This is a genomic window from Allocoleopsis sp., from assembly GCF_036703385.1.
Classification (GTDB): domain Bacteria; phylum Cyanobacteriota; class Cyanobacteriia; order Cyanobacteriales; family Coleofasciculaceae; genus Allocoleopsis.
This window is the reverse complement of record NZ_DATNPA010000680.1, coordinates 1-15,739: the sequence shown is the minus strand read 5'-3', so window position 1 is coordinate 15,739 and position 15,739 is coordinate 1. Positions and strand designations below refer to the sequence as shown.

Sequence of the window (15,739 nt, the reverse complement as noted above, 5' to 3'; positions counted from 1 at the left end):
CGTAAAAAGCCGATTCCGATCCAACGGTCTTCGCCATAGTCAGTACGCTCATCAAGCTCAACCAGCATAGAACCATCAAACATATCAGGAACATCTGCGAAGTCAATCCGATGTTTACGGATGTTTTCGAGATTCTTCGCTTCGTCCCACTCAAATTGCATAGAGGCTCATGAACACTAGGCAGGCTATGTTCCATTATCGCCTGTCACTCACAGGCAGCTAAGTTGTACGAGGCGATCGCTTACCATTTTCACCTGATGGGTGCTGGTGCGAGAGGGAGCTTGCATTGCTTTAGTTGCTGGGAGTAAGGCTAAAGCGATCACTCAAGACATACTTGAACGATATAAGCGATCGCTGCTTCTGCTCACGGCTGCCCTCGCGGGCATACTTAGAAAAACACCCCGCAATATACAAGCGGGGATGAGTTTGTCCTAATCAGTTTTATTGATGTAGGCAGAATTTATCACCTTGAGACTGAATCGTCTGTACGTCTCCGTACACTAGTTTTATATGTGTATCTTTATACTTACTCACTTAACCAAAATGTCTTTCTTTAGGAACTAACGTAATAATTCTCAAGAGAGCGGTTATCAGTTTTTTTCGAGAATACTATTAATTTATCAAGCTAAATATTCACTTTCTCTAAACATACGAGCAATTTATAAACAACCATGAAACTCAAAGACAACCTCGATCTAACCACAAGCTACCTACAAGAAACACTGGTTGGCTACGAAATAATACCAGCAAATTTTGGTTGGCATATTCACAAGGAAGATACCTACTGCGGTCTTCTACAATATCAAGAAACAAAAGGGTGGCAAGGTACTGCTTTGACTTACCTTCCGCTTGAATTGAGAGAACAACTCCAAAGATTCGATCAATTGCATTCTTCTAGTCCATTTCTTGCCGCTTAAGCGGAAGAATTCGCTAACATGACAGGGGCAATACAAACCTCTCAGCTTACTGCTGGGGGTTTTCCGCTTCTATAAAACGAGAGTTATTGGCGACTCTTGTATTCATAGGAGCTTATCACTCTGTGCCTAGTTACAGGAGGAAATTAATATGTATTAAATGAAGTCGCCTATTTGTAATTTGCTAAAAACTCACCCCAAGAAGGAGGGTAATCCATCAATTCAAAATTTCTATAAAAGTCAGAGTGTAAAGAGAAGGAATACTCATGAATTCACTTAAGCTAAGATTGCTCGGTGATGGTAGACTCGGCTATCGGCAACTGATCAGATTCTCAACAATTCTCTTGAGGAACGGAAATTTGATTGTTGATTGTCCCCTACGCGACGATGCAATATCTTTACGGCAACAGTTTGCTGAAGATTTATACCGAATTGCGTCTCGGTTGAAATTTATCCAAACCATCGAAATTAGAGGCAATGGAGAAACCGTTTACAGCCCCATCCAGTTAGGATAAGCCTTTAGAAAAGGCTAGTACACATGCCTGGTTCGGATACAGGCCAACCAGTGTATTGATTTATACAAGATAGATTCACCCAATTTCCCATCTCTAGGTATACAGGTACAGATGGGTAAAATTGCTAGATTGCTTAGAGCAACGAGAGAAAGTTCTACCAAGTTTCGTGGCTTCCCTAGGGAAGACAACTCTTTTTTTGCCAACAGCGGCATTACTGTATCAAGATGAGCGCAAAAATTTTTATAGAGCAGTGTAAAACGTTACACCCAGAACAGTGGGTAAAACTGTATGGAGTCGTTTCTAATCGCTGGGAATACATCAACACCTTTCAGGCATACCAACTTGAGACAGTAGTCAGCGGTATTTCACTCGGCTGGTTTAAGGATATAGCTCTGTACCTGGTTGATGAAGAGGAGTGCCCCATAGCGATCGCAGAGGTTATCAACAATGGTAGATTCTAATCAATTCGACAAAACTAGCTTTATCTATCCACAAAGCCGCTATTACGGTGAGGTTAAACCCGAGAATTTGAGTTTTAATGTCAATTTACAGGAGTTTGCGCAACGAACGAACATCATTTGCAACTTAGAAACCAATGGCAAACTCTCGCCAGAAGAAGCCTACAACCAGATTAAAGGATTGTGGAAGCAGCTCAAGCGTACCAAAAAGCAGCTGGAAATTAGTGGAAGCTGACATTTTGGCTTAAATTGAAATTTCCAAGTTTATTAACCAAGGATAACTTTTTCGCTAGTCTTTCTCTACCTAAAGACAGTTGCACGCTCGTACTGTATCCAGATATACCATATCTAGACAATAAAACCCTTTTTATCAATACGTTTCGATATCTTTGCCCATTGATATAGATTCATCCGGCTGGTAAAGATTTGTTAACAAATAGGAAATAATCATGCTCAACACAGCATCTCCAAAACAACGGTTAAAAGCTCTTAATCCAAGATTCAGCTTCAAGCTGTTCCAAGCAATACTTAACAATTTTTTAGAAAATACTGGAGAGTTGATTACCTCTTATTTGGAGCAGACAGGAACAGCTTGGTGGGTCGAAATTATCACCAAAAAGCCCGATTGTACCTACTACTTCGGTCCTTTTGCTAGCCATAGAGAAGCTCAAGTTTCTCAACTCGGCTACATTGAAGACCTAGAACGCGAAAGACCCCAATTAATTGCTATCGAAATTAAACAGTGTCAGCCAAAAGAGCTAACGATTTTTGAAGATGAATGGAAGGATAAAGTTGACAGCCCTAGTTTGCAAGGGATGAGCGCTTGACACTCCTCCGCTTAAAAGACGGAGGATTCTAACGGTTGTCTGAGCGGGGGATGAATCCGCCCGCTTAGACGCTTCATTAGTAAAGGGAATGTCATTTACCCCACCCTCTGTATCGACCGCAGCCATTACAGCTACGGCTTCCTGAAGATGCAGAGGGCATGAAAAACCAAGCCATTGACCAATATTCTGCGAGGCATTCGAGTTAGCATTACAACGATACCCATTAAATTCCCTGAACCAGTAGCCATTACGCTTGCCAATCACTCCGTTACGATGATCGGACTTGCTAGTGTCAGGGGCTGGCACTGATTCAACAGGCACACCTGCTTTAACGGCTTTGTACTGAGTGAATAATTCGGACTCACAAAGTTTGAGCAAACCAAGTTTAGCTTCGCTCGTAATTATTTTGTCCAAACTCCCAATTCTCGGTCAAGCGGCTTGATGGCATAGAGTCGAGTTGAGAATGATGTGATGCTGGGAGTCAAGCTTAATTTTCCCTTGTTGCTGTAGCTTGCTGAGTAATCGAGTAACCGTCACTCTGGTGGTGCAGCAAGCATCGGCAAGGTCTTGGTGCGTGAGGCGAACGCTCAAACGAGTACCTTGTGCCACTTTTTGACCAAATTCCTGTTTCAACCACAGCAGGAGATAATACAAGCGGTCTTTCACTTGTCGCTTTCCAGCAATGGCTAAAAGCGATTCTGTCTGGCGGACACGATCGCTTATTTTGGGTAAAAGAGCTTGAGTTAGACGAGGGGTAGCAGCGATTTCTTCGAGGGAAATGCAAACTAACTGGACATCTGCCGAAAGGGCGGTTGCCTGGTAAGTCGGCAGGGAAGTCAAACTAGAGCCAAAAGGCATTGATGGCCCTGCTAACCCCACAAGCACTTCATCGCCAGTTTCACTCATTGTGCTTAACTTCACCAGACCTTTGCAGACTAGCCAAAGGCTCTGGGGTTCTAGGGAAATTACCTCTCCTTTGGAATAAAAATGCCTTGAACGATCCTGGCTAGGGTCGTAGTCATGACCTAAGAGCGCCAATTGAACCCGCTTGCGCTCGGTGATGTTGCGCACGAGCCAGCGCAAGGCGGCTACCTTGCCCTCATCGTCGTAAACAGGGGCTACTGTCAGAGCCGCGTCAAAGGGCTGACCCTGACGCGGCTGCATGGAGACTGTCCACTCCTGCACGCGATCGCACTCGCGTAGCTGGGTTAGTTTGGTACGAAAAGCTGGACGTTCTTCGGGTGGAATGAAACTAACTAACAGTTTGTTTGCCAAGAATAACTGATTTATTTTGAACAGTGTGGCGGCGGCACGGTTAGCCTCCTGAATTTTTCCTTCCAAGTCACTCACCAAGTAAGCATCCGGCATGAAGTCGAACAGGTCTTGGTAGCGCTGGCGCTCTGCTTCGAGTCGTAGTTGTGCAACAGCCAATTCCTCCGTCTGCTGGCACAGTCTGTCTGCGGCTACCTCTAGTGTTTGTGAAGCCATGCCGAGTTCCTTGAAGGCTACTGGCAGTATCGAATGCGGTTGGGGCTGTATTGCGATCGCATCTTGGTACAGCTCAGCTAAACGCCCGTGGAGTGACTGTACTTTCTGAGCAAATATTTCTACATTCATGTTAAACTGACAATACTCCTCTAGATAGATATTGAGTTTTATATAAAAAAACAGACTCAAAGCTAACCACTGCAAAAACGATGAGAATCAAAATAGAAACGGAATTCTCATCGCATATAAAGCATGACCAGAGATTTTCCAGTCCACCTGTAAATCTAGTTAAATCGTAAAAAACTCAGCCAACTAAGTCGGTACGATGTCGTACACAGACAACTCCAAAAGATTCATTGGGAATCTAGCTGTGCTTAGTACAAGTTGCCGGAAAAGGGGATGGTAGTAATGTGGCAAGTAGGGAGACACTTGGCGATCGAGATACTATAGAAAGGCGAGAAACTTAAACTCTTTCTAGATAGCATTTCCCAACCCTATTTAATCATTTCCTCCACTTATAAAGATAAGGAAGTGCTGTATCGTTGAGTACAGCAATCATCTCTTCTCCTTAGAGAGCCGGCTCTCACCTGGGATTCATTTATTTTGTGGATGCCTCTAAAGCCTTGGGTAACCTTTGCCAGAACTCGGTTGGTCTGCCTATAATTGAGCTGCAATTGTAAAGCGAACTGTTACATTAGAAACATAAAAAACCTCTTGAGCTAAACGTGCTGTTTTTTTATGAGCCAGCCATCTTCACCGCCCACCGAACCTGAGCAGAGCCTGCAAGAATCTACGACTGTATCGGGTTCAACCCCAACCGAACCTAAACCCAGTTACGTAAAACTCGCCATGCGCAATATGGTGCGCAAGCGGGGTAAGTCCCTACAACATTTTTTCCTGACCAGTGTGGGGCTTTTGGCTATACTTGTTGGTCTTGCCTACCTCACCCATTAGACCCCTAGCGAGAAAAGCCTAGGAGACATGACTAAAGTGCAAGTCGAAGTAAACGTGCAGGATTATTTTTCCACAGCCGCCCGGTCAACCGCTACCGAGGCAGACCCTTTCTCCTGTTCAATTTCGATGGACACCTGGGAACGTTGGTTCCATCAATGGTTAGAAACCCTACAATCTGATCTTCCCCAGGCTGATGCCTATGAACTCAGCCTTCGTCTCACCGACGATACAGAGATTCAGGCACTCAATGCTCAGTACCGTCATAAAGATCAACCTACGGATGTACTAGCCTTCGCCGCAATGGAGGTAAACTCTCCTCAACTGCCGACTCTCATGCAGTTGTCTCTCCCTTTATACCTGGGTGATCTCGTTATCTCTGTCGAGACCGCTGAAAGGCAGGCTCAACAACAAGGGCATTCCTTACAAACAGAACTTGGCTGGTTGGCTACCCACGGATTACTACATCTGCTGGGCTGGGATCATCCAGATGAAGAAAGTTTAAGGGGAATGCTGAATCAGCAGGAAATCCTACTTCAGACAGTGGAGCTAATTAGTTAGCTATGGTGTGTTTACCCTCTTTCAGTGTCCCTCTGAGATGGAATTAAAAGTCAATGGTGTTACAAAAGGCTCAATCTTCTACTTCCCAATGCCTCACATCGCACTCTCTGTCTATACCTCCAGACCTGTCAATGCCCACGCCAAACCACTCCGATCCGGTTGTTAAGCGAAAAAGAGACTTAGCTTGGCAGATTGCACCCACTTTATTCATTAGTTTTAAATATGCCTGGACTGGAGTCCGATATGCCTTCACGACCCAACGAAATTTTCGCATTCACACGATAATGGGCACCTTGGCAATTGGCTTGGGTGTTTTTTTACAGTTAAAAGCTGTGGAAATTGCTGTGATTTCTCTGACTAGTGGTTTAGTGATGGTGATGGAGTTGTTAAATACAGCAATTGAGTCGGTTGTTGACTTAACCGTCAAGCAGTCTTACCATGAGCTTGCCAAAATTGCTAAAGACTGTGCTGCCGGTGCTGTTCTCGTCTCGGCGATCGCATCTCTATTGGTGGGTGTAGCGCTGATTCTGCCGCCGCTATTGACTCGGATTCAATCCATTTCGTTTTAGCCGTAAAATGACGAACGAGGGCTTTCGGTTGAAGGCATCAGCGAGGCGTTCTCATTGCTCGGCTCGAAGGAGTAAGCTTTTTGATCATTGTTATTGACAACTACGATAGTTTTACGTACAACCTGGTGCAGTACCTGGGAGAGCTAGGTACCGAATTACCTGTAGCCGCTGAAATTCAGGTCTACCGCAACGACAAAATCGACCTCAAGCAAATAGCCGCTCTCCAGCCGGATGGAGTTGTGATTTCTCCGGGGCCAGGGCGTCCTGAAGATGCTGGAATCTCTTTGGAATTGATTCGTCAGCTCGGTTCGACGCTGCCAATTCTGGGAGTTTGCTTGGGTCATCAAAGTATTGGACAGATCTTTGGCGGGGCTATTGTTTCAGCACCCGTATTGATGCATGGCAAGACGTCTGAAATCTATCACACTGGCGTTGGTGTATTCCGAGGATTAGCCTATCCCTTCACAGCGACTCGGTACCATAGCTTGGTGATTGACCGCCAAAGCTGTCCAGATGTGCTGGAAATCACTGCTTGGGTTGAGGATGGCACAATAATGGGGGTCAGACACCGGAACTACCCACACATTGAAGGCGTTCAATTTCATCCAGAGAGTATTTTGACGTCTTCTGGGAAACTATTGTTGCAAAACTTTCTAGAGTCACTTCCGGCGTTGCCCAAAAAGTATCCAGTGTATTAGCCAAGCGGGACATAGCCCAGTCTGAAAGATGAAAGAGGAATACGCTTTGGTTGAATGCCCTGTCTAATTTTTGAATCGGGTAAGGCAGCTTTCCCACTTTATCTTCTCGTGGGCGTCTGGGGGAGCTGTAAGACCCGCGCTGTACCCGTTCTCTTCAGCGTCGGGATGCTTCGGCAAGCTCAGCAACAACATGAACTCCCCCAGATTAATTTCAGGGGTATGTGCTAACGCGCAAGCTGAACTTCGTTCCGCTTCGCTAACGCTAACGCTAACGATGCCCCTTAAATTAACATTTAAAAGCAGTTCAGCAACCAGTAAAGGCGGTATAATACTGGAATGCTAACGATTACACACCGCTACCGAATCTATCCAGACTTTACTCAAGAACAAACACTCATTGAGTGGATGGAAGTCTGTCGTAGCGCATTTAACTATGCATTGCGAGAGATAAAAGATTGGTGCGATAGTCGCAAGTGCTTGATAGATAGATGCTCCCTTGAAAAAGAGTACATCCTCTCTCCTGAACTGAAATTTCCCGGTGAAATTCAACAGCTTAACAACTTGCCCAAAGCCAAAAAGGAATTTCCTAGATTGAGTGAAGTTCCTTCTCAGGTTCTCCAACAAGTGATTAAGCAACTGCACGTCGGCTGGAAATACTTCCAGGAGAGAGGATTTGGTTTTCCCAGGTTCAAGAAGTACGGTCAGTTCAAGTCGTTGCTGTTTCCTCAATTCAAAGAGAACCCAGTAACGAATTTGCACGTTAAGCTGCCCAAAATTGGCGCAATCCCCATCAACTTGCATCGACCCATCCCCGCAGGATTTGTGGTCAAACAGGTGCGAATCTTGAGGAAAGCCAATAAATGGTACGCCTCTATCTATGCGCAATGTGATGTTAGCGTTCCCGACCCAGCTCCACATGGTCATCCCATTGGGGTTGATATAGGTTTGGAGAAATTCTTGGCAACCAGTGATGGCGTTCTCGTAAAACCTCCTAAGTTTTTTAAACAACTGCAAAGTCGGCTGAAAGTGCTACAACGCAGATTGGCGAGACGAAAGAAGCGGTCGAAAAACTCTGAGAAACAGCGTATGAAAGTTGCCAGACTTCACCACCAAATTGACAACACGAGGAAGGACTTTCACTACAAACAAGCCCATGCCCTTTGCGATGTCGGTGATATGGTCTTCATGGAAGACTTAGACTATCGGACTAGCGCAAAGGGAATCTTTGGGAAACATATGCTTGATGCAGCCTTTGGTCAGTTCAGAGCTATCGTCAAGTATGTGTGTTGGAAGCGTGGAAAGTTCTTCAGTGAAGTTGACGCTAGGGGGACTTCTCAAGAGTGTCCCGAATGTCGTGGTGAGGTCAGAAAAGACCTGAAGGTTAGAGTTCATGACTGTCCTCATTGTGGGTATCAAACCGATAGGGATGTGGCAGCATGTCAAAACATCAGAAACAGAGGAATCAGACTCATTAGTACGCTGGGGCACAGCGGAACGGAAACAGCCTGTGCAGACGATCTACCGGGGGCTGATGAACGTCAGTCTAGGCAAGTGTCGCAATCTCGCAAGAGAACAACCAGGAAATCCAAGGCGTGAGCTTTGGAAGCCAGCGCTGTACCCGTAGGGTCAGCGTCTGGAGATGTCACACTTCATCCTTGATGCTGAAAGTCCTCCCTCTATACTCAGTGTCATCATAGGGGAATTAGTTCGAGAAAATATGAAACGGCGACAGTTAATGCGCTACGCAGGTGCAAGTCTGCTCACAATGCTTGGAACGGGTATAGCTTCTGGATTTAGCTCATCTTTAGCACAAAAACCCACGGGTGGGCTTTCAGTGCAATGGCTGGGGCATAGCTGCTTTTTGTTTACTGGAAGTGGTTTGCGAATTTTGGTCAATCCCTTTCGTAAAATAGGCTGTACCGCTGGGTATCGCTCACCGAAAGTAGCGGCTGATTTGGTACTCATCAGTAGCCAGTTGCTAGATGAAGGAGATATCGAAGGGCTACCAGGCGATCCTCGAATCCTCTATGAACCGGGCGCTTATAAGGTAGGTGGCCTGCAATTACAGGGAATTAGTATCGCTCACGATCGCATGAAGGGACGCCGCTTTGGTAGCAATGTTGCTTGGCTATGGACTCAAGGCGGCATGAAGATTCTGCATTTAGGAGGCGCTGCCGCACCGATTGAGATCGAGCAGAAAATCTTGATTGGGCGTCCCGATCTGGCGCTGATTCCAGTAGGCGGTGGTGCTAAAGCTTACAATCCTCAAGAAGCCAAGCAGGCCATTAGTGAGCTCAATCCCAAAGTGATAATTCCCACTCAGTACCGTACCCAAGCCGCCGATGCCTCAAGCTGTGATATTGCCTCGGTGGATGAGTTCTTAACCTTGATGGATGGAATGACCGTGCGTCGCGCCAACAGCAATGCGATCGCTCTCAATGCATCCGATTTGCCTGGGAACGGCTCTGTGATTCAATTGCTGAGTTACAAATTTTAGGTGAATCCGCAAGAAGCCTCACCCTGTACTACGCTAAAGCGGAAGTTCAATTAATGGTAGGGGCAATCCCCCGTGGTTGCCCCTCTCAATTACCGAGAAGAGTACAATCTTTGATATTTTTCTGAATAAAGCACATTAAATTCATCATTAGGTAATAGACCTAATGGATCGAGAGCCAAATTTTTTTTAATCCCATTGACAAAATACATATCAATATTTCCCTTGTTTTTGGCGGCAATTTTACCGCGATAATCACAGTCAAAAAAATCTTTCACCAACTCATAGGTTGACTTAGAGATATTAATACAACCCGGAAGGCTGGATGATTCTAATCGGGCGGCTGTATTCACGGCATCTCCCCACACATCGTAAGAAAATTTTTTCTGACCAATGACACCAGCGAGTAAGGGTCCGGAGTGAATGCCTAATCGGATTTCCCAGAAGGGTTGTTGCTTTTGCATTTTTTCATATCTTCGCCAACCCATAAAAGCTTTAATTTGTAAAGCAGCGAGGACAGCATCAATAGCATGGGTGGGTGTAGGGGTAGGAATTCCACCAACACACATATAACTGTCACCGGTAGTTTTCAATTTTTCCAACTTGTGGGTTTCAGCAACCATATCAAAGAACGAAAAGCAATAATCCAGTTCACTGACTAACTCTTCAGGAGTTAGTTGTTCCGCGAGTAGGGTGAAGTCCTTGAAATCCGTAAATAAAATGGAAGCTGACTCATAATGAACAGGTTTCACTTTACCCGTTTGCTTGAGTTCCTCAGCAATCTTCTGAGGAAGCGTATTCAAAAGCAATCTGTCCGACTTACGCCTTTCCTGTTCTAATTCGGAGTAGAGTTTATTCATCTCCTCCAACAGTCGATTCATATCCTCAAAGCGCTTGGCGTTTCGGATAGCTGTTGAGACTTGCACGGCGAGTAAGTGACCAATGCGTAAATCTTCTTGAGTGTAGGTGTTTTCAGATGTTGTAGCAAAGTTAAGCGAACCCAGAATTTGATTTTCGCTTTCCAGGGCAAGAATAATCTGCGAGGGGTAGGCGGCAAGGAATGTGTTGGTAGAATCCTGAGGATTGAGCTGGGGCTGTCCTGTTTTCAAGGCGCGACCAATCGCTTTGTCCTGTAGGAAATCACAGGCGTTATACTCTACTTCAGGGCCAAATAGCTTGATGAGGCGGTAAGAACCGTCATAGTTTTGCAGACAAATACTACAGTGTTTAAAGTCGAGCAACCATTTGGCTTGCTTGCCTACGATTCGCAAAATTTCATCTAAATTTAGGGCGCGATTAAGGGCATTAGCAACTTCATTAACCGCCGCAATGCGTATTGATAACGCTTGAACCTCGGTGATCAGGTGTCGGGTTGTCTCGATGAGTTGTTCCCGATCTTGAGCTTCGAGCCTTTCGTCATTAATTGAAAAGGGGTTAGAACTCATCAAAGCAAATCCGGGAAGTCCCTATCTTGAACAGAAGAACTCCGCTCAATCAACGGAGAAGGAACAAGGGAGGCGAAGAATTGGAGATTGGGCTGTTGGGTGACTCTTTTTATAAGCTTATGGCTCAAGTATGGCAAGCTCGTTTATAACTGGTCAATTTCTAATGCGATCGCATCCGTGTATTGATTAACTTCTGTAAATAAGTTCGCCGTCATAATCAGTTCAAAGATTTCTGATGAGTCTAGCCCCAACTCTTCCAGTTGCTGGTAATGAGCATCCGTTAAATGCTGCGGTTTAGTAGCCGCCAGTAGCCCAAAGCGAATCACTGCTTTTTCTCGTTCTGGCAGTGGACAGTTGTCAAAGTCTGCAACCAGCATCTGAAGCACTTCTTCACTAATCCCCAGCGCGGATAATCCATGCAGGTGGACTTGGAGAGCATACTGACTCTGATTGGCTTGGGAAATTGCTACACCAATCATTTCCTTAATCGTGCGGGGCACATCCCCCTGGAGGATGATTGAGCGAAATTTTTTCCAACTGGCTTCTAAAAAGTCAGGGTTGCTCACCATCGACTTGAACAAATTTGGAACCATGCCAAATCCCAGTTCTGTGCGAATTTCCTCATATACAGCCTTGATCTTGGGATGGGTTACTTGGTCATAGTCTTGGATAGGAAAATGTGCCATTGCTAGTTCTTAGCTTAATAAATGTGGATACAAATTTATTGTGCAAATGGATGTGGGTAGATGACACCTGATTTGGGCGGATCTGCACCTCACTCAGGAGTGATAGAAGTTCTAAATCTCTGAACTTTCAGTAAAATGCCTGTAGGGTTTCAGTAAAATACCTGGTGATGCACCCTTGTCGCGACAACCAAACTCACCTGAAAAAGGCAACCCCTTAAAGCATCAAAATAATAACTCTGGCAGACCTTGTCCAGTGAATTGACTTAAGTCGTTAAAATCACAAGATAAGCGTTAAAGCACCGCAACTTAGTGAAAACCGATATGATTGGGCAAACCGAGTACACAGAGCGCCGCGAACAGTTGATGGCTAAGATTGGCAATGGTACCGCGATTTTTCGCAGTGCCCCAGTTGCGGTGATGCACAATGATGTGGAATACGCCTTTCGACAAGACAGCGACTTCTTTTATCTGACAGGGTTCAATGAACCCGAAGCGGTGGCAGTACTCGCGCCGCATCATGAAGAACATCGATATATCCTATTTGTTCAACCCAAAGAATGGGACAAAGAAGTCTGGACAGGTTATCGGACGGGGGTGGACGCCGCCAAGGAAAAATACGGTGCAAATGAAGCCTATCCCATCGCGGAACTGGATGAAAAGTTACCCAAGTATTTAGAAAAAGCCGATCGCATTTATTATCACTTAGGACGCGATCGCAAGTTCAACGATTGTATTATCAGCCACTGGCAACGGTTGATGGCAACCTATCCCAAGCGCGGCACCGGCCCGATTGCGATTGAATCCACCCATCCCATTCTCCATGCCATGCGTTTGGTTAAAAGCCCAACAGAGTTGGAGATGATGCGGAAAGCGGTGGAAATTTCGGTTGAAGCCCACAACCACGCACGGGAATTTACCCAACCCGGACGCTATGAGTATGAAGTCCAGGCTGAGTTAGAACACATTTTTCGCTTGCGGGGTGCCTTGGGGCCGGCCTATCCCTCGATTGTGGCGTCGGGGATTAATAGTTGTATTTTGCACTACATCGAGAATAATCGGCAGATGCAAGATAATGACTTACTGCTAATTGATGCAGGTTGTTCCTATGGGTACTACAACGCAGATATTACTCGTACTTTCCCGGTAGGCAGCCGCTTTACCCCAGAGCAAAAAATCCTGTATGAGCTGGTTTTGAAGGCGCAGTTGGCAGCGATCGCGCAAGTGCAACCCGGCAACCCCTACAATTTATTTCATGATACCGCCGTGCGAGTATTAGTTGAAGGGTTGATGGATTTGGAACTCCTTGCTGGTGATATTGAAGAAATCATCAAAGAAGAGAAGTACAAACCGTTCTACATGCACCGTACCGGACACTGGCTGGGGTTAGATGTTCACGATGCGGGTGTTTATAAGCATGGCGAGAACTGGCAAACGTTACAACCCGGTCATGTAGTAACAGTGGAACCTGGGCTGTATATTGGTCTTGACGCTAAACCGGCGGAAGGTCAACCGGAAATTGATCACCGTTGGCGCGGTATAGGGATTCGGATTGAAGATGATGTTTTAGTCACAGAGTCGGGACATGAGGTGCTGACGGCAGCAGTACCAAAATCCGTTGAGGATATGAAACGATAAAAGGGAGAAGGGTGCTTCACGTTGTTCTTAACGCACCCTACTGGATGAATATCTCTTCTCCGTGCCTCTTCCCTCTATTTTCCTAGGAGAGTAGTTGATGATTTCGGTTATACCACTTGGGTTTGAGTTTGACACATATTTTCTCATGGCTCCCCCCTTAATAAGGGGGGCAGGGGGGGGTGAAAGATGACATTGAAAAAGCCAATTGGTATTACTCAATCACTTCTTCTTGTTCCCTCTGCCATTGAATTAACACCTCACTAGGATTAAACCCCCTGTACTGAAGATAGTTCCATAACTTCGCTTTGGTTTTCGCTTCGATGGCTAGAAAGTCATCAATTTTGTACTTTCGCATGACTTTAGCCTTTAAATCATCCAATTCTCCTGTTTGCTCTTCATCAATTTGTGACTCCCAGATTTCCTCAAATACATCGGCATTAATTCCTTTTTCACGGCATTTGCGCTTAATCATAGATTTTCCATATTTGCCCTGATAGGAAGTAATCATGCTTTCGACTAAACGTGTGTCAGATTGATAATCTTTACTCTGAATTTCCTCAATCGCTTCAGTAATTTCATCTTGTTCAAATCCTTTTTCCCGCGCTTTCTTGGTGAGTTCATAAACGCTGTAGTCTCGGCGGGATAAAAGTTGATAGAAATAGTCTAGACAAGTCATTTTCTTAAATTTATAACTCAGAATAAATCGCTGTTATTCCAATTTTAATAAAAACACTCAGAGCTAACCTGTTTAGAAACTCAGCCAATAGAAAACGAAAACCCAGCCATCCCTGACTGGGTTCTGTGCTAGGTTGATGAAAAATAAGTAAATTGAAGTTCTTTGGGACTCTTGCTTTACCAGCGACTCTGGTATTGACTACTTCTAGGCATGGGTTAATGTTCTATCGTTGAGGCAATCATCCCAGCCTCGGATTTTTAAGCTTTGTCGATTATCTTCTTGGCCTTATCTTTAAGGTCTTCACGGACATTCATGGCTGAAGCTTGCACCTGCTTCATTTGGCCTTCTCTTTTTTGATTTTCGTTGCCTGTCAACTCTCCAACAGTTTCTTGGACTTTCCCTTCCAAGTTTTTGGCAATTGCTTCCACGCGCTTTTCTAGACTCATGTTGAACTCCTTTTCTGTGGAAATACTAAAAATTTGCCTTTCTTTCAAGGCACACCCTGTTGGGAGATTGGCTGCCCAATCCTGGGTTGAGACTCACTTAACATAACAGTGAAGCTCAATCTTTACCTCTATCTAAGGGTTGATTTTAAAGTAGCTAAAAGTAATACCAAGTTGCATTCAAAGGTATAACTCTCTCTTTCTCTTACCTCGGTGCGCTCTGTGCCTCTGTGGTTTGTTAAATTCTACATTAGACCGCAACTCAGTATAAGTCAAAGGCTGAAGGGAGTAAGGGAAAGAAAAGGTTTACGACTAATCACCCTCGCTATCTTCTAAGGCATATTAAGCTAGATACAGGGTCACAAGATCCACTGTACGGACGCATTTATGATGATAGTGTTGGAGAACTGAATGCCACAACAGGTCATCATGAAGGTATTGCTCTTGAAATAGATGAGCAGGAGATTGTGTTTGACAATATTCACTGTGAAGGAATTCCTCGCTCTGTTTGGATGCAGAACCTCTACTCACCTATTCTGGAAGCAGGGGAAGAATTTCAGGTAACGGAAATTGACTTTTAGGTGTAGGTGTTAAGTGAGTTAAACATGGATAATTTCTACGAATTACTACAAAAGATCAAAAAAAGGCCTGCAATGTATCTGGGCAGGCATTCTATCTTTAGCCTTCAGGCATATTTAGATGGATATTATTATGCTAGACGTGAACTTGTCGTACCACTGACGAAACAAGAGTCTGAATTTCAAGAATTTCTGAAATGGATGCGGGAGAGATTCAATGTTGAGACAGGGCAATTATGGGCAAGTATCTTGCTTTTTCATTCCGCAGATGAACGCACTGCAATAGATAGATTTTTTAATCTGTTTGAAGAATTTATCAATCGAGAGAAAAGTCTCAAAGAGGATGAGAAACAGGTTGAGACTGAGAGTATTTTGCCGTGACTGCAACTGTGGAGATGATGGGAGCCTTCTGGTAGATGGTGAGCGATCGCATTTTCTCTGCTTCTATCCAGCGATCGCGCTGTTTGAGTCAAGCTTGTAGATAACTTATTAAGCTACCAAAAACCCAGTTCTAGCCACTATTTCAGGTCTGTAAAACCCTAGTACGATATCCTCCTTTACAACTCCTGCCTCTAATCGCACTTTCTTGCACTACCCCTCTGACTCCGGCAACTCCCCAAACCGATCGCGATACTGCTTTAACAACGCCTCCATCTCTTCCACTCGCTGCTCTGCTTGTTCAGCTCGTTGCTTTTCCTGTTCTAAGAGCTGACAAATCTCAACGTAGGAATAAAACTTGCTTCCATCCGGACGATAAATTTGTAACTCCTCCCCAGACAAATCAAACCGATTACCTAATCG

At 44.9% G+C, this 15,739-nt stretch carries 20 protein-coding genes and 2 pseudogenes; 14 read left to right on the top strand and 8 right to left on the bottom strand.

The window, feature by feature from the left end:
• On the bottom strand, nt 1-161 hold a 161-nt coding region (locus V6C93_RS38580; RefSeq protein WP_349262906.1), incomplete at its 3' end, for a BrnT family toxin.
• A gap of 510 nt (nt 162-671) precedes the next feature.
• On the opposite strand from V6C93_RS38580, the gene V6C93_RS32315 reads away from it, so the two are divergent.
• The 5 genes from V6C93_RS32315 (at nt 672) to V6C93_RS32295 (ending at nt 2,714) form a co-directional block, all read left to right on the top strand.
• The gene (locus V6C93_RS32315; protein WP_333480785.1) at nt 672-917 is read left to right on the top strand and encodes a hypothetical protein; all 246 of its coding nucleotides are present in this window, start codon (nt 672-674) and stop codon (nt 915-917) included.
• 263 nt (nt 918-1,180) lie between these two features.
• Entirely contained in the window at nt 1,181-1,429 is a 249-nt protein-coding gene (locus V6C93_RS32310; protein ID WP_333480784.1) for a hypothetical protein, read from the top strand.
• 224 nt (nt 1,430-1,653) lie between these two features.
• The gene (locus tag V6C93_RS32305) at nt 1,654-1,890 is read left to right on the top strand and encodes a hypothetical protein (protein ID WP_333480783.1); all 237 of its coding nucleotides are present in this window, start codon (nt 1,654-1,656) and stop codon (nt 1,888-1,890) included.
• Nucleotides 1,877-2,122, top strand: a complete 246-nt coding sequence (locus tag V6C93_RS32300; protein WP_333480782.1) for a DUF7219 family protein — start codon at nt 1,877-1,879, stop codon at nt 2,120-2,122. The genes V6C93_RS32305 and V6C93_RS32300 overlap by 14 nt, the downstream gene beginning before the upstream one ends.
• Nucleotides 2,123-2,336: 214 nt before the next feature.
• The gene (locus tag V6C93_RS32295) at nt 2,337-2,714 is read left to right on the top strand and encodes a DUF1816 domain-containing protein (RefSeq protein ID WP_333480781.1); all 378 of its coding nucleotides are present in this window, start codon (nt 2,337-2,339) and stop codon (nt 2,712-2,714) included.
• An 84-nt stretch (nt 2,715-2,798) separates the two neighbouring features.
• Here V6C93_RS32295 and V6C93_RS38575 read toward each other — a convergent pair.
• Nucleotides 2,799-3,071 (bottom strand): annotated as a pseudogene (locus tag V6C93_RS38575) (zinc ribbon domain-containing protein); the annotation flags it as partial.
• A gap of 72 nt (nt 3,072-3,143) precedes the next feature.
• The gene (locus tag V6C93_RS32290) at nt 3,144-4,331 is read right to left on the bottom strand and encodes a PAS domain S-box protein (RefSeq protein ID WP_333480780.1); all 1,188 of its coding nucleotides are present in this window, start codon (nt 4,329-4,331) and stop codon (nt 3,144-3,146) included.
• Between the two features lie 609 nt (nt 4,332-4,940).
• Between V6C93_RS32290 and V6C93_RS32285 the strand changes: the two genes are divergently transcribed.
• From V6C93_RS32285 to V6C93_RS32260, 6 genes are all read left to right on the top strand, one after another.
• Nucleotides 4,941-5,156: a DUF3285 domain-containing protein gene (locus tag V6C93_RS32285; RefSeq protein ID WP_333480779.1), complete on the top strand. Its 216-nt coding sequence runs from the start codon at nt 4,941-4,943 to the stop codon at nt 5,154-5,156.
• Between the two features lie 36 nt (nt 5,157-5,192).
• Nucleotides 5,193-5,714, top strand: coding sequence for an rRNA maturation RNase YbeY (gene ybeY, locus V6C93_RS32280; protein ID WP_349262905.1), 522 nt, complete (start codon nt 5,193-5,195; stop codon nt 5,712-5,714).
• Between the two features lie 53 nt (nt 5,715-5,767).
• A complete protein-coding gene (locus V6C93_RS32275; protein WP_333480777.1) occupies nt 5,768-6,283 on the top strand; it encodes a diacylglycerol kinase family protein in 516 nt (171 codons plus the stop codon).
• A gap of 80 nt (nt 6,284-6,363) precedes the next feature.
• On the top strand, nt 6,364-6,981 hold the full coding sequence (locus V6C93_RS32270; RefSeq protein ID WP_333480776.1) for an aminodeoxychorismate/anthranilate synthase component II: 618 nt from the start codon (nt 6,364-6,366) through the stop codon (nt 6,979-6,981).
• Nucleotides 6,982-7,317: 336 nt separating this feature from the next.
• On the top strand, nt 7,318-8,577 hold the full coding sequence (locus V6C93_RS32265) for a transposase (RefSeq protein WP_333480775.1): 1,260 nt from the start codon (nt 7,318-7,320) through the stop codon (nt 8,575-8,577).
• Between the two features lie 121 nt (nt 8,578-8,698).
• A complete protein-coding gene (locus tag V6C93_RS32260; protein ID WP_349262904.1) occupies nt 8,699-9,478 on the top strand; it encodes an MBL fold metallo-hydrolase in 780 nt (259 codons plus the stop codon).
• An 89-nt stretch (nt 9,479-9,567) separates the two neighbouring features.
• Here the strand turns inward: V6C93_RS32260 and V6C93_RS32255 are convergent, their stop codons facing one another.
• Nucleotides 9,568-10,920, bottom strand: coding sequence for an adenylate/guanylate cyclase domain-containing protein (locus V6C93_RS32255; RefSeq protein ID WP_333480773.1), 1,353 nt, complete (start codon nt 10,918-10,920; stop codon nt 9,568-9,570).
• Nucleotides 10,921-11,063: 143 nt separating this feature from the next.
• Nucleotides 11,064-11,606 carry a peroxidase-related enzyme gene (locus V6C93_RS32250; protein WP_333480772.1) on the bottom strand — a complete coding sequence of 181 codons (543 nt, stop codon included), beginning with the start codon at nt 11,604-11,606 and terminating at the stop codon, nt 11,064-11,066.
• Nucleotides 11,607-11,927: 321 nt separating this feature from the next.
• Between V6C93_RS32250 and V6C93_RS32245 the strand changes: the two genes are divergently transcribed.
• Nucleotides 11,928-13,241, top strand: coding sequence for an aminopeptidase P N-terminal domain-containing protein (locus V6C93_RS32245; protein WP_349262903.1), 1,314 nt, complete (start codon nt 11,928-11,930; stop codon nt 13,239-13,241).
• Nucleotides 13,242-13,452: 211 nt separating this feature from the next.
• Here the strand turns inward: V6C93_RS32245 and V6C93_RS32240 are convergent, their stop codons facing one another.
• Nucleotides 13,453-13,917: a regulatory protein RecX gene (locus V6C93_RS32240; protein WP_333480770.1), complete on the bottom strand. Its 465-nt coding sequence runs from the start codon at nt 13,915-13,917 to the stop codon at nt 13,453-13,455.
• Nucleotides 13,918-14,174: 257 nt separating this feature from the next.
• The gene (locus tag V6C93_RS32235; protein WP_333480769.1) at nt 14,175-14,411 is read right to left on the bottom strand and encodes a CsbD family protein; all 237 of its coding nucleotides are present in this window, start codon (nt 14,409-14,411) and stop codon (nt 14,175-14,177) included.
• 290 nt (nt 14,412-14,701) lie between these two features.
• Between V6C93_RS32235 and V6C93_RS32230 the strand changes: the two genes are divergently transcribed.
• Together V6C93_RS32230 and V6C93_RS32225 are read left to right on the top strand one after the other, a co-directional pair.
• Nucleotides 14,702-14,941: a papain fold toxin domain-containing protein gene (locus tag V6C93_RS32230; protein WP_333480786.1), complete on the top strand. Its 240-nt coding sequence runs from the start codon at nt 14,702-14,704 to the stop codon at nt 14,939-14,941.
• 24 nt (nt 14,942-14,965) lie between these two features.
• A complete protein-coding gene (locus V6C93_RS32225; RefSeq protein WP_333480768.1) occupies nt 14,966-15,319 on the top strand; it encodes a hypothetical protein in 354 nt (117 codons plus the stop codon).
• A gap of 210 nt (nt 15,320-15,529) precedes the next feature.
• Here the strand turns inward: V6C93_RS32225 and V6C93_RS32220 are convergent.
• Nucleotides 15,530-15,739, bottom strand: a pseudogene (locus V6C93_RS32220) (hypothetical protein); the annotation flags it as partial.